This is a genomic window from Cellvibrio zantedeschiae (assembly GCF_014652535.1).
GTDB lineage: Bacteria > Pseudomonadota > Gammaproteobacteria > Pseudomonadales > Cellvibrionaceae > Cellvibrio > Cellvibrio zantedeschiae.
The window spans coordinates 50,351-70,274 of the sequence record NZ_BMYZ01000004.1; the positions used below are offsets into that span (position 1 = coordinate 50,351).

Annotated in this window: 10 protein-coding genes; 6 read left to right on the forward strand and 4 right to left on the reverse strand. The window is 46.6% G+C overall.

Annotation, left to right across the window (positions count from 1 at the left end):
- Positions 1-52 precede the first annotated feature (52 nt).
- From IE104_RS17005 to IE104_RS17015, 3 genes are all read left to right on the forward strand, one after another.
- The gene (locus tag IE104_RS17005) at positions 53-1,840 is read left to right on the forward strand and encodes a GGDEF domain-containing protein (RefSeq protein ID WP_189420757.1); all 1,788 of its coding nucleotides are present in this window, start codon (positions 53-55) and stop codon (positions 1,838-1,840) included.
- 153 nt (positions 1,841-1,993) lie between these two features.
- Complete coding sequence (locus tag IE104_RS17010; RefSeq protein WP_229838062.1) at positions 1,994-4,501, forward strand: glycoside hydrolase family 9 protein; 2,508 nt, start codon at positions 1,994-1,996, stop codon at positions 4,499-4,501.
- Between the two features lie 290 nt (positions 4,502-4,791).
- A complete protein-coding gene (locus tag IE104_RS17015) occupies positions 4,792-5,697 on the forward strand; it encodes a sugar phosphate isomerase/epimerase family protein (protein WP_229838063.1) in 906 nt (301 codons plus the stop codon).
- 60 nt (positions 5,698-5,757) lie between these two features.
- On the opposite strand, the gene IE104_RS17020 is transcribed toward IE104_RS17015, so the two are convergent.
- Positions 5,758-6,762, reverse strand: coding sequence for a glycoside hydrolase family 5 protein (locus IE104_RS17020; protein WP_189420761.1), 1,005 nt, complete (start codon positions 6,760-6,762; stop codon positions 5,758-5,760).
- Between the two features lie 309 nt (positions 6,763-7,071).
- Between IE104_RS17020 and IE104_RS17025 the strand changes: the two genes are divergently transcribed.
- On the forward strand, positions 7,072-8,574 hold the full coding sequence (locus tag IE104_RS17025; RefSeq protein ID WP_189420762.1) for a tryptophan halogenase family protein: 1,503 nt from the start codon (positions 7,072-7,074) through the stop codon (positions 8,572-8,574).
- 69 nt (positions 8,575-8,643) lie between these two features.
- Here IE104_RS17025 and IE104_RS17030 read toward each other — a convergent pair whose 3' ends face one another.
- Positions 8,644-11,598 (reverse strand): TonB-dependent receptor, encoded by a 2,955-nt coding sequence (locus tag IE104_RS17030; RefSeq protein WP_189420764.1) that lies wholly within the window; start codon positions 11,596-11,598, stop codon positions 8,644-8,646.
- A 558-nt stretch (positions 11,599-12,156) separates the two neighbouring features.
- Between IE104_RS17030 and IE104_RS17035 the strand changes: the two genes are divergently transcribed.
- Positions 12,157-13,164: a CobW family GTP-binding protein gene (locus tag IE104_RS17035; RefSeq protein ID WP_189420766.1), complete on the forward strand. Its 1,008-nt coding sequence runs from the start codon at positions 12,157-12,159 to the stop codon at positions 13,162-13,164.
- Positions 13,165-13,312: 148 nt separating this feature from the next.
- A complete protein-coding gene (locus IE104_RS17040; protein WP_189420768.1) occupies positions 13,313-15,724 on the forward strand; it encodes an acyl-CoA dehydrogenase in 2,412 nt (803 codons plus the stop codon).
- Between the two features lie 65 nt (positions 15,725-15,789).
- Here the strand turns inward: IE104_RS17040 and IE104_RS17045 are convergent, their stop codons facing one another.
- Together IE104_RS17045 and IE104_RS17050 are read right to left on the reverse strand one after the other, a co-directional pair.
- Positions 15,790-17,097: a GGDEF domain-containing protein gene (locus IE104_RS17045; RefSeq protein WP_189420770.1), complete on the reverse strand. Its 1,308-nt coding sequence runs from the start codon at positions 17,095-17,097 to the stop codon at positions 15,790-15,792.
- Positions 17,098-17,259: 162 nt separating this feature from the next.
- On the reverse strand, positions 17,260-19,749 hold the full coding sequence (locus IE104_RS17050; protein WP_189420771.1) for a glycoside hydrolase family 9 protein: 2,490 nt from the start codon (positions 19,747-19,749) through the stop codon (positions 17,260-17,262).
- Between the last annotated feature and the right edge of the window lie 175 nt (positions 19,750-19,924).

Here is a 19,924-nt window from a genome sequence, read left to right on the forward strand (position 1 = left end):
CTAAGTCTGTCTATACTTATTGGCAGAACAAAAACCTGATACCGAGAAAAATATGGTTGACCGATCTGACGATAAAAATGGGAACTGGCGTGAAAAGTATTTGGACGCCCTTGATCAGCAAGAACAAATCGAAAAGTCCCTGGCGGTACAACAAGAGCTTTTGCGGCGTGCATTAGTGCGTGTAAGTGTTGTGGCCGACGGGCAGGATGACGCGCTTGACGGCATTCTCAGTCAGTTGCGCGAACGCATGCGTGGTTCGATTACTGGCGATATTAGCAGCTTGATTGCCCGCCTTGACGAAGTTGCTTTGAACTTTGAACAACACCGCGAACAAAATGCACTTGATGTTCGCACGTCCTTGATGGAAACCGTTAAGCCTTTACAAGCTTTGGATTTAACGCGTGGTGTAAAAAAAGAAATTAGCCAGTACCTTGCGCAATTGCCGGAGCGAAGTAAAAAGGTTCGTTTATATCCTGCACTTTTGCAACAGCTCGCCAGCATTCAGCAGCAAGCCCTAAAAGAAATTGAGCAACCGAAAACGGGTTTTCTGCAAAAAATTTTGGGCACGCAAAGCGCCGCCAAATCAGAAGAAAAAGCTGCATCTGATTCGGAAAAAAATAATTCTATTGAATCCACCGAGACAGCGCCAGATAGCGAAATTTCAGCTGTCTTTGCTGCGCCTGTTGCCGCAGCCAATTACGCGGAAATTAAGGGCGAATTAACCTCCACGTCACCAGCTGGGTACGCTTCCTACGATACGAATAGCGCGCCGCGCCAAATACCCATAGCGGGTGAACTACCGCAAAAATTTGTTGAACAAATTACGCAAGTTATTAATCAGTTTTTAGTGGGCCTTGAAAAAGAGGCGCCCATGGTTAAGAAAGTGCAAGTAATTCGTGAGCGTCTTTCTGCAGCAACAACTGCAGACGCGTTTATAAAAACCCTGGAAGAATTGCGCGATTTAATGATGCAATCTTACTTATCGGCGAACCAGGCATTTGCGACCTATTTAAAAAATGTAAATCAGGAATTAGCCGATATTTACAGTTTAGTTGGCGGCGCAGTTGAGTCAGAATCCAGCCGCCGCAGTGCCAGCGAAAACCTGCAAAGTTCCGTGCGTAAAGAAATGGAGACGCTAGAATCCAACGCAGAATCTGCAACCGATTTGGCGCAACTAAAAAATTTGGTGCAATCGCAAATCGGTAATATTCGCCAAGCGCTCGATCATTTCCAACATTCAGAACAAGCACAAGGCCAGCTGACTAATCAACTAGAAGCGCTTGCGACAAAAATAAAAGTGATGGAAGAGGAAGCCGAAAAAAGCCGCAGCGTTTTGGAAAAGCAGCGCTATAAAGCATTGCATGATCCGCTCACTGAATTGCCCAACCGCGAATACTATAACGAGCGTGCGAATTACGAATACCATCGCTGGCAGCGTTACAGTCGCCCCTTAACTTTAGCGGTATTCGATATAGATCATTTCAAAAAAATTAATGACAGCCACGGTCATCAAGCGGGCGACCGGGTGTTAAAAGTCATTGGCCGATCAGTTGCCAAACGTTTACGTGAAGTGGATTTTTTCTGCCGTTTTGGGGGTGAAGAGTTTGTCGCTATTATGCCTGAAACCAATCTCGCCGAAGCAATGCCAGTGCTAGATACCATTCGCGCGGCCATCGCCAACGCGGCCTTCAATTATAAAGAGCAACCGATTTCAATTACTTTGTCGATTGGTGCGACTGAATTTAAAGCGGGAGATGATCTGGAGATTGCATTTGCCCGTGCAGATGAAGCGCTCTATGCGGCCAAATCCAGCGGACGTAATTGCATTAAATCGTCATAAATCCAGCGAGTGGGTAGGTTGATATATTTCGGTTAACACTAATTAACCAATATCAACAAAATTAATCGCCGGGCTAAATGCCGGGCGATTATCCTATGGCGGCTTTCCATTCGAATTTTTCTTTTTCCATTTAGCGATTCAGCTAGGTCTATTATGAAAAAAATAATTATCGCCTGTACTCTCATGGCTGCAGCATGCGCGCAAGCCAAAACTCCAGCGGTTACGCCCGTCGAATCCCTGGCAATTAACGACAAAAATTATTTCGCCATGCAGGGCTTAAATGTCACTGTATTTAGCGACATTTATCCCGATGGACATCAAACGGGTGTCACCATTATCCAGCATGGCAGTCGCGTTGCCGCCAACGGTGATTTACGTTTGGAAGTTTCGCCGGGGCAGTGGTCGCCAGTGCCAACCGGTGGCGAGCAAGTTGTTAACAAAGAACAGCGTAGCATCACCCAAACTATGTCGTACCCTGATCCTACCAAAGATAAAAAAGGTTTCAATCCGATTAACTATCCCGACTTAAAATTTTCTTACAAGGTTAATGTGACTGCCTTGCAGGGCAATCAATTTAAAGTCAGTGTGGATTTGGAAAAGCCTTTGCCCGCCGAGTGGATTGGAAAAATCGGTTTTAATCTCGAATTATTTCCCGGTGAATTATTTGGCAAAGCATTTTTAATGGATCAACAATCCGGCATTTTTCCGCGCCAGGCAAATGGCCCGATTGAGAATATTGGCGGTGAGTTTATTGCAACGCCATTGGCAACAGGCAATAAATTAGTTGTTGCACCGGATGATGATAAACGCCGTATCGTGATTGAAAACACAACTAAAGATAGCGGTGCAGGAAAGTTAGAGTTGTGGGACGGCCGCGCCAACCACAACAATGGTTGGTACATAGTACGCACCAGCATTCCTGCTAACGCAACTAAAAATGCAATTGAATGGATTGTAACGCCTAATGTTGTGAAAGGTTGGCAGTACGAGCCAGCGTTGCAAGTTTCCCAAATTGGTTATTCCACCAAGCAGCCCAAAAAATTGGTTATCGAGCAAGACGCAACAGATTTAAAAGTTGATGAAATAAATATTTATCAACTGACAGAAAGCGGTAAGAAGCTGGTGCGCAAAGGCAAGCCGCAAACCTGGGGAAATTTCCTGCGCTATAACTATTTAACATATGATTTTTCCGACATCCAAACTCCGGGTAGTTATGTAATTAGCTATCGCGATAAATCAACATCTTCATTCAAAATTAATGACGATGTTTTTGACCGTCACGTGTGGCAGCCAACGCTCGAATATTTCTTGCCAATGCAAATGTGCCATATGCGCATCAACGAAAAATATCGAGTGTGGCACGGCTTGGATCATATGGACGATGCAATCATGGCGCCGGTCAATCTCAATCACTACGATGGTTATGTTTCTGGCCCATCGACCTTAACCAAATACAAACCAGGTGATCGTGTGCCCGGCCTCGATGTGGGTAACTGGCATGATGCTGGCGATTTCGATATGCGTATCGAATCCACAATGGGAACCGTTTGGTTATTGGCAGAAATGGTAGAAGAGTTTGGTTTGAATTATGACGCTACCAGCATTGACCAAAAAACTAAAATTGTGGAAATTCACCAGCCAGATGGTAAGAACGATGCGCTGCAACAAATCGAACATGGCTTGTTAAGTGTGCTCGGTGGTTATAAAGCCTTGGGCCGTTTGTATCGCGGCATTATCGATGTGGATTTGCGCCAATACGTTTTGTTGGGTGATGCTTCTGTACAAACAGACAATCTTCCTTATGATCCAAAGCTGGCTAAAGGCCAGGTGAAAAATGATAAATCAGGTAATCCTGACGACCGCTGGGTTTTCACAGAGGACAATCCTAATCGTGAAATCAATGCGGCTGCAGGTTTAGCGTCCGCCGCGCGTGCGTTGAAAACCTATAATCCACAGATGTCAAAAGATGCGTTGGCAGCCGCAGTAGATATTTACCAAAAATCTTTTGCGCGTGCGACAAAAATTGATGAGAAAGCATTTGTCATTGCTGAACTGTATTTGTCGACGAAAGATAAAAAATATCTCGCCGATCTAATGCCGCTTAAAGATCAAATTATTGCAAAAATTGATGAAGCAGGTTGGCCACTGGGTCGTATCATGGCTGATATTGAAGACAAAAATTTTGTTGCAGCAATTAACGACGCAGTGGATAAGCATCAGCAATTAGTGCGTGATCGCGCAGTTAAGGAGTCTCCATATGGTGTTCCTTACAAACCCAATATTTGGGGCGCTGGTTGGAATATTCAGGAATTTGGCGTTAAACAATATTTCTTCCACAAAAGCTGGCCGCAATACACCACAACCGATGCTTATTTCAGCGCGCTGAACTTTGTATTGGGTGTTCACCCAGGTGTGAATACACAATCTTTTGCATCGGGCGTTGGCGCTAATTCTGCGACAGTAGCCTACGGCAATAACCGTGCAGATTGGTCTTATATTCCCGGTGGCGTAATTTCAGGCACGGCGTTGATTCGCCCTGATTTACCCGAGCTAAAAATTTGGCCATTTTTCTGGCAACAAACTGAATATGTAATGGGTGGTGGAGAAACTAATTATATGTTCCTGGTGTTGGCGGTAAATGCGGAAAATAAGAAACGTTAGGTTTACTTTTAAGTAAATAATGATTCTGTTTAAGTAGTAATTGCATAACTCTTTCGATTTTAGAGTTATTGGTAAAGTAGGGAGTCGTCATCCCCTGCGGGGCGCCCGGCTAGGGATGACGACTCCCAAATTTACTTACCGCTGTTATTATTTCTAAATTTACCTAAATTAATTTTGAATCTAGGGCAACAATAAAAAACAAGGTGTTCTCCATGTCTCTCGAAGAAAAACCATCGGCGCTATCCCGCCGACAATTCCTAAACACAAGCCTACTAACTGGAGCTGCAATTATGAGCAGTGGAACATTATCAAGTATGTCAGCTCTTGCAGAATTACCCCAAAAATTCCATTTCGAATTATCCCTGGCGCAATGGTCACTACACAAAGCTTTCTTTTCCAAAGAAATTTCCCCTTTGGATTTTCCGGTTATTGCGCGTAAGACTTACGATATAGGTGCAGTGGAATATGTTAACCAGTTTTTTTTAGACAAGGCAAAAGATAAGGTTTTTTTAACAGAGCTTAAAAAACGCTGTGAAGATAATGGCGTAGTCAGTTCATTAATTATGATCGATAAAGAACCGGAGCTATCATCGCCCGATCCAAAGGAGCGTGCGGCAGGTGTTGAAGGTCATAAAAAATGGATTGATGCGGCAAAGTTTTTAGGCTGTACCGCCATACGTATTAATTTGCACGGTAACGGAACTCTTGAGCAATGGACACAAGGCTCCGTTGAATCTTTGCGCAAGTTATCTGCTATAGGTAAACCGCTCGGCATTAAAATTTTGGTGGAAAACCACGGCGGCTTTTCATCGAGCGGAAAAAATATGTCGGAGGTTATGCGCTTGGCGAACGACGCTAACATTGGCACCATGCCAGACTTCGGTAACTTTTGTATACGCCGCGAAGTTGCTGGCGATCTGTGGAAATCTGCTTGCGTTGAGCAATACGACATTTACCAGGGCGTTGCTGAAATGATGCCTTATGCAGGTGCTTTCAGTGCAAAGAGTTTTAACTTTGACGAGCAAGGCAATGAATCTGGAATTGATTTCCTGGCCATGTTTAAAATAATGCGCGCATCAAAATATCGCGGCTACGTAGGTATTGAATACGAAGGCGAAAAATTAAGTGAAGATGCTGGTATTCGCGCAACGAAAAAATTGATTGAAAAAGTACGTGCGCAATTGAGCAATAGTTAAATGGAACGCTAGGAAATTGTAATAAAAAAGGAGCCATGCGGCTCCTTTTTTTATTGCGTATTAATCCTTATTTCTATCCCAATTCAGCACCATATTTTTAACATAAATGCCATTCTCGGTCAGGTTTTCGTCGGTCCATTTTCCATCGGGCGCGGTGCCGGGTTTTAATTGCGAAGCACCTTCTTTCTTATCGTTTAATGCCCAGTTGCACATGGACAAGTTATTTTTCTTGGCAAATGCAATCCATAAATCAGATTCTTTTTTGTCAACACCACCATCGCCGTTGGCATTCACCGTGCCCCACTCGGTAATCATTAGGGCGATACCACCATCAAGCGCCTTTTGTGCTTTATCGCGTAGGTCTTGCTTATGTGAACCCGCATAAAAGTGCAGGGTGTAAGCGATATTGCTGAAACCTTTAATCGGATCGGCTGCGGCTTTATCGACATCTTGCGACCAGGTTTGGGTTCCCACAATAATCAGATTGTCAGGATCAATTGCGCGAATTTTGGTGATGACTTGTTCAGCGTAGGGCTTGATCTTTTTTGACCAATCTACATTTTGTAAAGGCTCGTTGTAGATTTCATAAATCAGGTTGGGTGTCTTGCCATATTTATTGGCGATTTTTTCAAAAAAGCTGATCGCTAATGCGGGATTTTTTTCTGCGTCGTGAGAGTGCCAGTCCACAATCACATACATGCCTTGCGCGATGGCTGCATCAACTACTCGCTCTGCTTTGGCGAAGTTGCCTTCCGGGTCAGCGGCGTAACCACCGTTTTTGTCCGCACCTATGGCTGCGCGAACGATTGTCGCGTTCCACTCTTTTTGAACGTAGGCCACAACATCGGCATTGTAATAGCGGTCGGCGCCCCAGCCGGTATTGCTCCAGAACAAACTTGGGCCGGCGAAGGATGCTGGCTTACCATCGGCACCGACAATTTGGTTGCCCTTAACGGCAAGTGCACCATGGGTTGATACGGCGTTGGCGGCAAAGCTTGGGCTCAAGGGTAGGAGTACAAGGCTGGCGATAGCCGTCATTTTTAAGAAAAACGGGTTAAATTTCATAGTGATAGACCTGTATACATAGTTATTAGATTAGTTATTGGATTTAGTCTAGAGCTGTGCGAGCTGCAACTTTTTTCGATAGCCTACCTTTGTAACACTGCCCGCCATGCGTACGCATTTTCTTTTACATTTCTTTTAGCTTGGGATTAGCCTCTGTGTTTGTTTTTTGCGTTGGTAGACCTGTCTTTTTTTGCGGTTATTTTTTCTAAATTTACATCCATTAGGTCACGAATTAAATTGTTGTTAATGTCATAAAATGCGAAAATTAGCGTTAAAAATTTATAAAAAAATAATGCTAAGAGAGCTCCTATGACGGCTAAAAAAATTCTCATTGTTGGTGGTGGTACGGCGGGTTGGATGACCGCATTAATTATGGCGCGAGCCTGGCTTAAACAGGGTTTTGAAATTCGTTTAATTGAATCGCCTGAAGTGGGAATTATTGGTGTGGGTGAAGGATCCACTCCTGCGCTAAAACAATTTTTTGATAAGTTGGGCATTGCTGAATCTGAATGGATGCCGGAATGTAACGCGACTTATAAATCAGGCATTCGATTTGATCATTGGTCTACCAAACCCAATTGCGAAACTTATTTTCATCCGTTCGCATCATCACTTGATCCGCACACCTTGCCCTTGTTTATGCGCAATGCTCACGCTCGTGTGCGCGGGCTTGATGTATATGCTCATCCAGACCGTTTTTTTCTAACGGCAAAATTGGCGGAAAAAAACCTTGCCCCCAAAGCGCATTACAATTTTCCGTTTGAAGCTTTATATGGCTACCATTTTGACGCAGTCTTGCTAGGCCAGTTCCTTAAGAAAAAAGCTATAGCCATGGGTGTTGGTTTCAGCCAAGGCCATGTGCAGGATGTTTTGTTGGATGAGGTGGGTGATATAACGGCGGTTGTAACTAAAGATGGTGAACATTTAGCAGCTGATTTTTTTGTGGATTGCACCGGCTTTCGCAGTTTGCTTCTGCGAGATAAGCTTAAGACGCCGTTTAAAAGCTTCAGGAATAATTTATTCAATGACGCTGCTGTGGCAATGCCGACGGAAATTGGAGCTGAAATTCCTTCCTGCACCATTTCAACTGCCTTGAAAAATGGTTGGGCATGGAAAATCCCGCTGACCAATCGCTACGGTAATGGCTATGTATATAGTTCAGATTTTTGTAGCGCAGATGACGCTGAATTTGAATTGCGTGAACGCTTGGGATTGTTGGATGCTGATATTCCTGTCCGCCATTTAAAAATGGTGGTGGGCCAGGTTACGCAGCATTGGAATAGAAATTGTTTGGCAGTAGGTTTATCGCAAGGTTTTATTGAGCCATTAGAAGCAACTGCATTATTTTTAGTGCAGCAAACGGCTGCAATTTTTACCGAGCTGTACGAGCGTGGAAATTTCACTGCGCAGGAGCGCGATACATTTAATGCGCGCATCACAGGTTATTTTGAAGGAACGCGTGATTATATTGTCACCCATTACAAAACCAGTACACGAAATGATACTGAATATTGGCGTGCAAACATTAAAGATCAAACTGACGTTTCCGATACTATGAAAATTTTGTATGAAGCCTGGATGTCTGGAAAGGATATGCAGCAAGAAGTTACACGCTTGGCGATAGAAAATTATTATGCAGCGCCGTCATGGGTTTGCCTTTTGGCGGGAATGGGGATTTTCCCGAGCGAGAAAAGACTGCGTAAAGCAACTGAGGCCGATATTACATTTTCATTAGGGCAGCTAGATGATTTCTTGACACGCAGTGCGTTGAATTTTGATGATCATCGGCAGTATTTAGAGCAGAAATTGTGAAATAAAAAAATCCCCGCACTGCGGGGATTTTTTTAACTCCAGAACTTGCAGGCAAGTTCAAAAAGTATTTTAGAACTTGGCACGAAGACCCAAAGTATAACGAGCTTCATACACGTTTTGGTTGACCATTACGTCAGTCCATTGCATGTAAGTATTTTCGTATTCTTCGGTGATGTTAGTGCCTTGTAAATAAACGGTGAAGTTATCGTTTATGTCGTAGCTAACTGACGCATCCACATAAGAAGTTGGTGCTGACCACCAAGCTGCTGGTGAACCATCATTCCAGGATCTGCCGATGTAACGTTCGCTACGATAGTTGTAAGCGATACGACCTTGGAAGCCATTTTTTTCGTACCACAAAATAGCGTTAACAGAATGCTTGGAGTTGTCGCCCATTGGCAGTGTTTTGCCGTAGAAGTCCTGGTCGCCGCCTTCACTGTCTGAGTAGGTGTAATTAAGCGATGAACCCAAACCGCTGAAGATGCCTGGCAAGAAATCGTAAGCTTGTTGATAACCGATTTCGAAACCTTGCAACACGCCGCCTTCTACGTTGGCTTTCTGCTTGAAGTCGATACCGTTATTACGCACTACACCGTCCAGGTCTGGCACGTTGTAGAGCTTGGTATTTTGGGTACCAATGAAAGATTTAATATCCAAACGATAGAGGCCGAAGCTCAAGATGCCTACATCGTTGAAATACCATTCATAGCTAATGTCGTAGTTATCCGCACGCCATGGCTTCATGTTCGGGTTACCGTCAGATTGTGCATTCACAACCACGAAAGTATTGAGCGCCGAACTGTAGTTGGTGGTGTAGCTGGTACCTAAGCCCAAATCGTTACCGTCCAATTGCGTAAGGGTTTTGGTGTAAGACAAACGCAATTTTTGGGTATCGGTAATATCAAACGAAAGGTTCGCGCGTGGCAGTAAATCCAGGTCGTCGCGGCGAGTTTCTGTTGAGCTGATTTGCGGGCCGGGAGTACCCATAATCGCGTTAACGGTTTTGCCATCAACATTTACAGTGGAGGTTGGCGCGCCGCCGTAGTTGGTAATGTCCAGCAGCGTTTGGATTGCTTGTAAACCGAAGTTTGCTTTGTAAGGAACACCGAAGTCACCGGAGAAGTTCGCCTGAATGTAAGCGGTGTGCGTATCTTCCGTCAGTTTGTAAGAGCGGTTCCAGTTGGTCACTTTAATGTTGCCCGGGTAAAGTGAATTTTGGAATGCCATTGGGTCATCCATTACTTCCGGATCAATGAAGTAGAAGGAACCGCTTGATTTCGCAGGGCCAAAATCGCCGGTGGTATGGATATAACCCATCTTATCCAAATCGCTGAATGGCAGTGGACGGCCAATGGTGTCATCGCCCGCTTGGCCAGAAATGCCGCCGCCGATATCTTTCCACTTAGCGTAAGCCGTAACCATTTTGCCGTCTTTATCTTTACGGGTGAAAGGCGCGGCCAAGTCATAGTCAGTGGTAGAAATATCGCGGTTGCTGTAGCGGTAACCAAATTCCAATGAATTGTCTTCTGCGAACGTTAGAACACCGTCAGCACGCAACACGTCGAGGGTCGCATCGTTATCGTAGTTGTGTTCAGAGAAGGTCGATACCAGGCTGTATTTGCTGATCTTGTCACCGAAGCCTGTTGGGTAGGCAAAGGTTGGGTGATCGCCTGACATATCCGCGTGAACCAAAATACGGCCTTTAGGATTAGCAGGATTGTATTCGCCACCCGGGTTTACCCAGCTTTTTACACCGTTAGTTACAGAGAACAAACCATGTTGTTCGCCGCTGGTGATAAAGGCATCGGCAAAGTTGCCTGTGTGGTTGTGAGTTGCGTCGGCGTGAATGTAGCGCGCAGAACCTTTGAAGTTATCGCTGAACTCATAGTTGGCTTGCAAGTTAAGGTTTACAGAGTCTTCTTTCTCAACCTGGCTTTCCGCTTTAGCGGTTACACGCGGAGTGTAAAGGTCAAACTTGCTGGAGGTAATAAAATCCATACCGGCAGTACCGCCTACAGCAACACCACGGTTGGTTTGCTGGATAGGCGAAATCCAATCCCACTCACCCCAGGCGTTGTCTGCCACTACACCGTTAGTGCGGTCATATTGATCGAGCTTGGTGTAAAACACATCCGCCAAAAGCTCTAGCTTGTCATTGGGACGGAATTGGAAGCTTGCAGATGCACCGGTACGCTCACGCTCGCTGTTCTTGTTAGTTACACCGTAATCAATGGTGCCAAACAAGGAGTCTTTGGTGTCTTTATCGCCATTGATATCTTTTGACGGTTGGAAGCCTGGCCAGTTTTGTGCGCCGTCTTCATGGTAACCGCGGAACCACCAATCGCTGAACATGCCGTAACGGAAGTTAGCCAGGGTAGCTTCTGAGCGCGATACGGTAAAAATCGCACCAAAGTTTTCATCGTTAAAACCGGCAAAGCCCGAAATTTTTGAGCCCATTTCGTCGGTGTAAGAACCATCGGTACCTTCAGCAGAGCCTGCGAAAGTCCAGCCGCTCTTCAAATCCAGCGGGCGACGGGTTTTAAGGTTAATAGTACCGGCAACACCGCCTGACAGGGTTTTAGCCTCGGCTGATTTTAAAACGTCCACGCCTGATAAAAGCTCAGCGGGGATATCGGAAAAGTTAGGTTGTTGGCTGGTGATTGAGCCTGGGCTCAGGAACGACTCGCCGTTCAACTGGGTGCTGACTTGTGGCAAACCGCGTACGTTAACTGTTGAACCTTCACCGGCAGAGCGGCGAATCTGGATACCGGTTACGCGTTGCAGAGAGTCGGCAATGGTGGTGTCAGGCAATTTGCCAATATCTTCTGCGCTAATGGAGTCAACTACTGACGCCGCTTCACGTTTGATATCTACCGCGCGGGTGAGCGATGCGCGAATCCCGGATACAACAATCTCTTCTACAGAATCTTTCTCTTCTTGAGCATATAAGTTAGTTGAGAGCGAGCTTATAACAACGGCAGCGATGCACGTTGATAGCCTGCTTTTCTTAAATGTTGATTGCATGGGTATTCTCCTTTCGGTTTATTTTTGTTTGCGTCGGTATGGGTAGGGGCAAGCTCTTCAGGGAGCCTAATGCGCGCATATTCAATACTTGGGCGCCGACAAATTAAATGAAACCGATTACATTTGCAATGGTAAAAAGTAAAGAATTTCCATGGTTATTGTTAAGCTTGGTTAGCCAAAAAATTGAAGGCAGCGTGAGTGGCGCTATATGATGTATTCAACGCCATGAAAAATAAGGATAAAAATTGTGGCTATGCGGTGTGCACGAAAGCTTGGTTTCACTTATCAACGGCGATAATAATACTTAATAAAAGTAACCGTTTACTTTTTGTGCTGGAAAATATGGTGAAAAAGTATACTAGTCGGGTAGGTGAAAAGGCTTTTTTGTGGCTTTGGTTGTGTTTCTTACAATGAGCAAACCTCTTTTTCTCAGGTAGCATGGCTCGCTCCCTATTCATTGGTCATTTGACTAAACCAAAGCAAGCCTAAACAAATACACAGCTCCAAACTATTCCCAAGTTGGATACACTGGCGGCCTTAACTGCCACAGGTGTTTGCATGAAAACTCTTATCCCCACCAATATCATTACCGGCTTTCTCGGGGTCGGTAAAACCACGGCTATTACCCATCTGTTAAAACACAAGCCACAAGATGAAATCTGGTCGGTATTGGTCAATGAGTTTGGTGAAATCGGTATTGATGGCGCCATGCTGAAAAGCGTTAACGCCAATGTGCGCGAGGTGCCGGGCGGTTGTATTTGCTGTGTGGCGGGCCTGCCGATGAAAATTGCACTCAATATGATGATTGCCACCACCAAGCCGGATCGCATCATTATTGAACCTACGGGATTGGGGCACCCGGAAGAAATTATCAATACGCTCTTGGGCGAGTACTACGATACAGTGCTGGATTTGCGCGCGACCATTACTCTCATTGATCCGCGCAAATTGGGCGATAGCCGCTATACCGAAAACGCTAATTTCCAGGATCAAATTGCCCTTGCCGATGTGTTGGTTGCCAACAAAACCGATGTTTGTGGCGAGCCTGAACGCTTAGCCTTCGATAACCTTGTGGCCAGCTTTGAGCCGCCCAAACAAGCTGCTTTTTGGGTTGAACAAGGCGCGCTCGATGCCGCATGGCTGGATTTGCCGCGTACCGACCACAGCGTGAAAAACCCGCAGCACCACAAGAAAAATCGCCTGAGCCCCCAGCGCGAACTCTATAACGCAGCCATTCGTTTGCCGGAAAACGAACGTTTTGTAAGGCGGGAAAATGCAGCCAATGGTTTTTACAGTTGCGGCTGGTTATTTCAGCCGGAAATTCAATTCAACTTTAATCAACTGTTCGGCTGGCTTTCCGGTGCAGATTTTTTACGCGCTAAGGCCGTTATGCATACCAATGAAGGGGTTTACATGTTTAACGCCGAAAATGGAGTGCTGAGCGTGAACGAAGTGCCCTTGCAGTCTTCCGATGAAATTTTGGATAGCCGTATTGAAGTGATCGACGATAAAAAGATATTGGCTGATGAGGTTGAGCAAGTTCTGCTGGGTGTGATTATCAAATAAGGCATGCGTATGGCAAAAGCTGATTGCCGCTTTTCGGTGCGCCATCAATAAATCTGATCCACCAGGCAGCAAGACTGGAATCTTGCAACTAGACTCAATGAGAAGACGGGCTCTCCCCGCACAAAGTAAATAAGAAGAGGGTTTTAATATGTCATTACTGCTAGCACTCATAGCGATCTGGGCGTTGATTGCGATACTCGTTTTGCGCCAGGTTGCACTCGCAGCTGCCTCGACTCTGGTGGTGATTTTCTGGGTGGTTCTGGGGGCCATAGTGCCTTGCCTCTTATCACCCTGGGCTCTGGTGCCGTTGATAGTGGTAATTGCCGTATTGAACGTGGGCGGTCTGCGTCGCGCCTTCTTGACCAAGCCCGTATTTAATATCCTTAAGAAAACCATGCCGAGTATGAGCGTCACTGAACGCGAAGCTTTGGAAGCAGGTACCACCTGGTGGGAAAAACAACTCTTCAGCGGTAAGCCCGACTGGAATGAATTTGCCCAAATTGGTTTGCCGCAACTCAGCGCGGAAGAACAATCATTTTTAGATAATGAAGTAAGCCAGTTGTGCGAAATGCTCAACGAATGGGACATCTATAACAGCCGCAAAGATTTACCGCCGGAAGCCTGGCAATTCCTTAAAGACAAAGGTTTCTTCGGCCTGATTATCCCCAAAGAATTTGGCGGTCGTGAATTTAGCCACTACGCGCAAAGCCGTGTAATGAGCAAAATCGCCAGCCGCTCCGGCACTGCAGCCGTAACCGCAATGGTGCCCAACTCCCTCGGCCCAGGCGAATTGCTAATGAATTACGGTACAGAGGAGCAAAAGAATCGCTGGTTACCCGGCCTTGCAAAAGGCACCGAAATTCCCTGCTTTGGTTTAACTGGCCCAGAAGCGGGTTCAGATGCAGGCTCAATTCCAGACACAGGTATTGTGTGCAAAGGCATGCATGAAGGTCAGGAAGTCGTAGGTTTACGCCTCACGTTCAGCAAACGCTGGATTACTCTCGCTCCAGTGGCGACCGTAGTAGGCCTTGCGTTCAAGCTATACGATCCAGAAGGCTTGTTGGGCGATGCCGGCAAAAAAGAATACGGCATTACCTGCGCACTGATTCCTGCCAATCACCCCGGTATGGAAATTGGCAAGCGCCACAATCCCGGTTCGCCGTTTATGAATGGGCCAATTTTTGGTACTGATGTATTTATCCCAATTGATTGGATCATTGGTGGTGCCGCCATGGCCGGTAAAGGTTGGCGCATGTTGATTGAATGTTTGGGCGCTGGCCGCGGTGTTTCTTTGCCATCGCTTTCAACTGCCAGCGGCGAAATGAATTATCGTTTGGTGGGTGCTTACGCGCGTATTCGCCGCCAATTCAATACCGAAATCGGTAAGTTTGAAGGCGTGCAAGAGGCGACGGCAGATATCGCAGGTACCGCATACACCTTGGAAGCCTTTCGCCAATTGGTGACCAAAGGTTTGGAGACGGGTTCGCCATCGGTAATGACTGCCATGGCGAAATACCATGCGACAGAATTGATGCGCAAATCAGTTGAGCACTCCATGGATATTGTGGGTGGCCGCGCAATTCAGCAGGGGCCGCGCAACTTCCTTGTGTATTCCTACCATAGCGTTCCTGTTGCTATTACCGTGGAAGGTGCAAATATTTTAACGCGCTCGTTAATGATTTTTGGCCAGGGCGCAATGCGTTGCCATCCCTATTTGTTCAACGAAATGCAAGCCATGCAGGATGAAGATCAAGAGCGCGGCATTAAAACCTTCGACAAATTATTTACTGCGCATCTGGGTCATGTGTTGAGCAATATAGTGCGTACCAAGTTGCTCGGTTTAACGCGCGGCCATTTCAGTAGCGTGCCCGCAAACGCAGACGATTTTAGCGCGCGCTGGTATCAACGTATTAATTTGTTGAGTGCATCCTTCGCAAGTATTTCAGATATTGCGTTGGCCGTGCTCGGCGGCAATTTAAAACGTCGCGAACTTTTGTCAGCACGTTTGGGTGATATCCACAGTAATTTGTTTATCGCTTGTGCGATTTTAAAATATCACTCAGCGCACCCAAGAACCCACGCGGAAGATGTTCACGCTGAATATGCCATTACAACTGCACTCAACAAAGCGCAACAGGCGTTAATTGAATTCTCGGATAATTTCCCCGTAGGCTGGGTGGCAAAATTGGTGCGTTATCTTACCTTGCCCTGGGGCAAAATTGTTCTCAAACCTACGGATGACCTAACGCGCGAATTGGGTGATTTAATGCTAGAGGAAAACCCTGTTCGCCAAAGCCTTGCGCAATATGTTTATGTAAGCCACGAAGCAGAAGATGCAGCTGGCCGCGTGGAAAGTACCTACCAAATGTTGTTGGCTCTTGGTCCTTTGTGGACAACCTGGTTGAAAAACCAAAACAAATTGAGCGGTGCGAATATGGCGGAAAAACTGCAAGACGCGGTGAGTAAAAATATTATCCAGCCGCAAGATGTAAATCGTTTGCTTGAATACGACGCGCGCCGTTTCGATTGCGTATTAACGGATGCATTTGATAAATTGTAATTCAGTAATTGCTTAAATAAAAATCCCCGGTGTTTAGGCACCGGGGATTTTTTTATGCCTATTTCTTAAAGTGGATTATCTTTTTCTGCCACAACAACACAATTCCTGCCCAGTGATTTCGCATTATAAAGTGCTTCATCAGCACGCTTAAATGCAGAGGTAAATGCTTCGTCGGGTAAGATAGCTGCTATGCCAAAGCTGGCGGTAACCGCAACAGGATTTTCAGCTTCAAACACTGTATCAAAAATAATTATTCGCAATTTCTCCGCTAAAGCCATGGCCATGCCGACTGATGTATTGGGGCAGATTAAAACAAACTCTTCACCGCCCCAGCGACCTAATTTGTCGCTGGCTCTAATACTTTTTAAAATAACGTCGCTGAGTTTTTGCAAGACTCTGTCGCCAGCATCGTGGCCGCGACGGTCATTGATCCGTTTAAAATGGTCTATATCGAGCAAAATAATTGATGTGGCGTTAAGGCGAATGTCGAGTGACTCAATAATTTGCTCAATACCGTGACGATTGAACGCGCTGGTCAATGCATCGACGGTTGAAAGCTTGCGAAACTTATCGGTTTCAGTGCGCAGTTTTGAGTTGGTAACTACCAGATCCGAAATTTTTTCCCGTTGCTGCTGTTCTTTTCGTTGCAACTGTACCAGGCGAACAATAGCAAACACGGTGCCGAAGCTAAGCCACGCCAGCAATATGGCGAGATACCAATGTTCAGTGCTAATCCAGTCGCCGGTAAATTCAAGTTGGTTGATTTGTATATCGTGTTCAGTACCTTGCAGCTGTTCCTCAATATCGATTGCCACACTGATAATATTGCGGAAATCAAGCTGAGCTTGCTCGCGCGGAAGATTGAATTGCGCAATCCACCAGTCTGCGACTTTTAACTCGTTCATGGAGAGTGAAATAGGCACGTTGAGATCGCTGGTGCGTAAGTTGATAAAAATAAATTTATCACTGTTGTAGTTTTCTGTGGTTGAAAAACGCGGATCAAAGTTGCGCATGGCAATTCGCAGCGTTTTTGCTGGGCCTTTGTATTTAATATCAATCTTCATGGTAGAAAATTGTTGCAAACTTGTCCCTTGCGTTCGGGTTTGGGCAAGCACGAAATTAATTGCGCAGGAAAACGACTCTACCGTTTTGGTGTGGTCGCAATGAAAGTGCGAGTTTTCATAATTGATCCAATAAATCGCATCCTTACCATTGGCATCTTTATGATCGCTTAAGTAATAAGATGTTTTAGTAGCGTCACCAGGTATCAAAGCGAATTTTTTTTGAGGCAGAAAATGCTTGGCCGCTATGGCGGCAAAAGTGAGCAAAAAGGCTAACAGAAGTAGCTTGGAATAAAACGTCTTGGTGGGCATGGCGTTGACTGCAGCGATCCGTAACTCGAATAGATTTAGTATCGACCAGAACTCTTGGCTGTGCCAGTTTTTATCCAGTGGACTTAAATTAGCTGGGAATAAAAAAGCCCACCTCTTTTAAATAGAGGTGGGCTGAAAAGTTGGCCGTTTAGCCGGGTAGTATTAGTGTTTCTCCTTGGCCGCTGCGCTGGCTGCGTTAGCCGCCAGAATATAAGCCGAGGTAGTGGCCACGGTATATTCGTTTTCAAACCACAGGAATGGCCAGTCGGTTTTCAGCTCGGGATAGTCCGGTTTGATTACTAACGGACCCGGCACCATGCCACCTGCAATAAAGCTGTAGTCAGCGCGGTTGTGGCCGTAGGCGACCAGCTTGGAGCTGATGCCTATGGTGGATACCAGCGAAACATTGTTTACCGGGTGGCGGCCCAGCATGTAATCCAGCGCATTGAGCGTGTATTCAACCCCAAAAATTTTGGGGAAGGCTTTATGGATGACATACATGTTGGTTCCGAAAGTGGCCACCTGGATAGAACCTGCCCAGGAATGTTCACTAATGGGTACACCGAAGGGTGTGTTGGCAATCTGGTTATCAATGCGCTCTTTGGCTTTTACCGCAATTTCCTCTAAACGTTTACGGTAGGTGGCATCCATTAAAGGAATTGCCCGCGCCGCCGCACCGCCAACCCAGTCGAATTGAACATCAATCACAGGTAACAATTGCATCAGGCGATCTTTGTAAATTTTCTCGCCTTTGGTTGCGAGTAGAAGTTCAACGGTGGCCTGCACGTTAACCGCATCGGGCGAGCGTGCAGGGAAGGGACCTTTATGGCGTTCCGCGAGCGGGAATTCCTTGCCTTGTTCGCGCGCCCAAAGTGCTTTGGCGGCGGTGAGGGCTTCAGCGGCCAATGGTGCGTCGAGTGCGGGCAGAGTACGCGCAGCGCCAGCGAGTGCAGTTGCTACATAAAGATTGTTGGACGGTCTATCGCTCGTGAAAGCCCAGCGGTCATCGGTCTTGCCCGAGCGATCACCTTTGGACTCATTTTCGCCTAAGGATGGATCGTAAAACTTGTTATCGGTTTGTGAGGATGCATCACCCAGGTGTGTGTATTGCTTCAAAGTAGGATCAATAATTCCCTGAATCGCATGACCGAAGATTTTGTATTGCGCCACTAACTGTCGAGTGCCATGGCGGATTTGCTGGAGCGAATCCTGCTGTCCGTCCGGTTTGCGGATTTCAACCTCACGCGCTGCCTCGTTCACGCTGGTTTCATCCCAATTCAGGCCAAAGAGTTCTTTGCCCCACACCAGGTCACGTACAACCCAGGAGTTGTCTGGTGTTTGGATATCGTAGTCGCCCGCATCCTGCCAACCGCCCACGCTTAAACCATCAATACGCTCGCCTGCTTTGAACGGAGAATCGAGTGATTCGCCCATTTTGTAACCATCGAAATGCACGAGATTGGCTGGTGCCTGACGGGCATCATCAAGATGAGAAGGTGCTGTCCATACGCGATAGCCCTCACGCACGCCCATGTGGTCCATCTGTGCAGGAAGGAAGGTATCAAGCGACGGCTGCCAGATATTGTTGTAGGCATTTTCGGCGATGCTGAAGGGCGTGGTGGTTTGCCCTGCGTAGGAAATAACGTAGAGGCCCGGCTCACGTACCGCTGAAAAATCAAAAGCGGAGTAGTTGTAGCGCTGCCATTTGCCTTTAGAGGTTAGCTTTCCACGCAGCGCGCTTTGCTTGCTGCCATCGGGCATCAGGCGCAGCAATTCGGCCTCGTCCGACCCTTTAAAGTTGGGGTCAAGCTCGATGATCGCCACTTTACTGCGCTGCGGCGTGTAGCCTGCCTGGTTGTAAGAAATTACCGGTTGGCGCGCCCAGTTGGGTAGGACGTTGGGGCGCACATGCCAGACAACGGCTTCGTCTTTTGCGCCTGCCGCGACCAACGAACGCACAACAAACCAGCCATTTTGCGCACGGTTGCGGGCATCATAAAGGGCTAACGGAGCCTTGTCTGACACTATGGTTACGCGAGTCAGCGGATCTTCCGGGGAAAGAGTGAAAGATTTACCGCCGGAAACCAGTGGCTCGGGATCTCCGCTTTTGTCATTCTTCATTGGCCCGGCAGGGTGGCGGGGGAAAAGGCCGGGTTGTTTGTCGCTCAGGTAGCTTTTACCAAAGTAGGTTGATGGCAAAAAGTCGAGGTTAAAGCCCACTTTGCCTTCCAGTGACTTTGGTAAAGGTTTGTCCAGATTAACCGCGATGCGGAATCCACCTTCTTCTGGAGTCACAGCTAATGTGTAGGACAAATCCACATTCGGGTAAGACGAGCGAACCAAAACCTGCGTGCCGCTGGCATCGCGAGTACGGCTCGCGAAGGTTGGTACCGGATCCCACTGTTCCGGAGTCGCGCTCAGGCGCAAGGCACCATCGGTAGCTATGCGCTCACCGTGCAATACCATTTGCAGGCCGCCATTTTTTTCGTCAAAGAAAATAGGGCTAAAAGGATTGTGATCCAGAATGACCGTAAGGCCGGGTTGTTCCAAAGTGTCTTTAGGGGATATTGCAAGGCCCTCGGCCAATGCAGGTTGGGTGATTACCAAAGCCGATATGGTTGCTGCAAGCGCAACCTTTTTTTTGAGTAACATCTTATTTCCTCTCAACTTATGATTGTGTTGACGCTGCTGTCAGTATCAAAGGGCTGGCTGAGATTGATCTCGATTGTGATCCGAACCAGAGAAGTGGCGAGAAACTCACCGCTCATTGCTAGCTGTTATTGACATATTATCTGACAACAGGCGGTATTCTGACACGAGCGAGAAT

What these genes read in the sequence shown, in the direction of transcription:
- IE104_RS17005 (WP_189420757.1), top strand. Translation starts at nt 53, where the DNA reads ATGGTTGACCGATCTGACGATAAAAATGGGAACTGGCGTGAAAAGTAT.
- IE104_RS17025 (WP_189420762.1), top strand. Translation starts at nt 7,072, where the DNA reads ATGACGGCTAAAAAAATTCTCATTGTTGGTGGTGGTACGGCGGGTTGG.
- IE104_RS17020 (WP_189420761.1), bottom strand. Translation starts at nt 6,762, where the DNA reads ATGAAATTTAACCCGTTTTTCTTAAAAATGACGGCTATCGCCAGCCTT.
- IE104_RS17045 (WP_189420770.1), bottom strand. Translation starts at nt 17,097, where the DNA reads ATGCCCACCAAGACGTTTTATTCCAAGCTACTTCTGTTAGCCTTTTTG.
- IE104_RS17015 (WP_229838063.1), top strand. Translation starts at nt 4,792, where the DNA reads ATGAGCAGTGGAACATTATCAAGTATGTCAGCTCTTGCAGAATTACCC.
- IE104_RS17040 (WP_189420768.1), top strand. Translation starts at nt 13,313, where the DNA reads ATGTCATTACTGCTAGCACTCATAGCGATCTGGGCGTTGATTGCGATA.
- IE104_RS17035 (WP_189420766.1), top strand. Translation starts at nt 12,157, where the DNA reads ATGAAAACTCTTATCCCCACCAATATCATTACCGGCTTTCTCGGGGTC.
- IE104_RS17030 (WP_189420764.1), bottom strand. Translation starts at nt 11,598, where the DNA reads ATGCAATCAACATTTAAGAAAAGCAGGCTATCAACGTGCATCGCTGCC.
- IE104_RS17010 (WP_229838062.1), top strand. Translation starts at nt 1,994, where the DNA reads ATGAAAAAAATAATTATCGCCTGTACTCTCATGGCTGCAGCATGCGCG.
- IE104_RS17050 (WP_189420771.1), bottom strand. Translation starts at nt 19,749, where the DNA reads ATGTTACTCAAAAAAAAGGTTGCGCTTGCAGCAACCATATCGGCTTTG.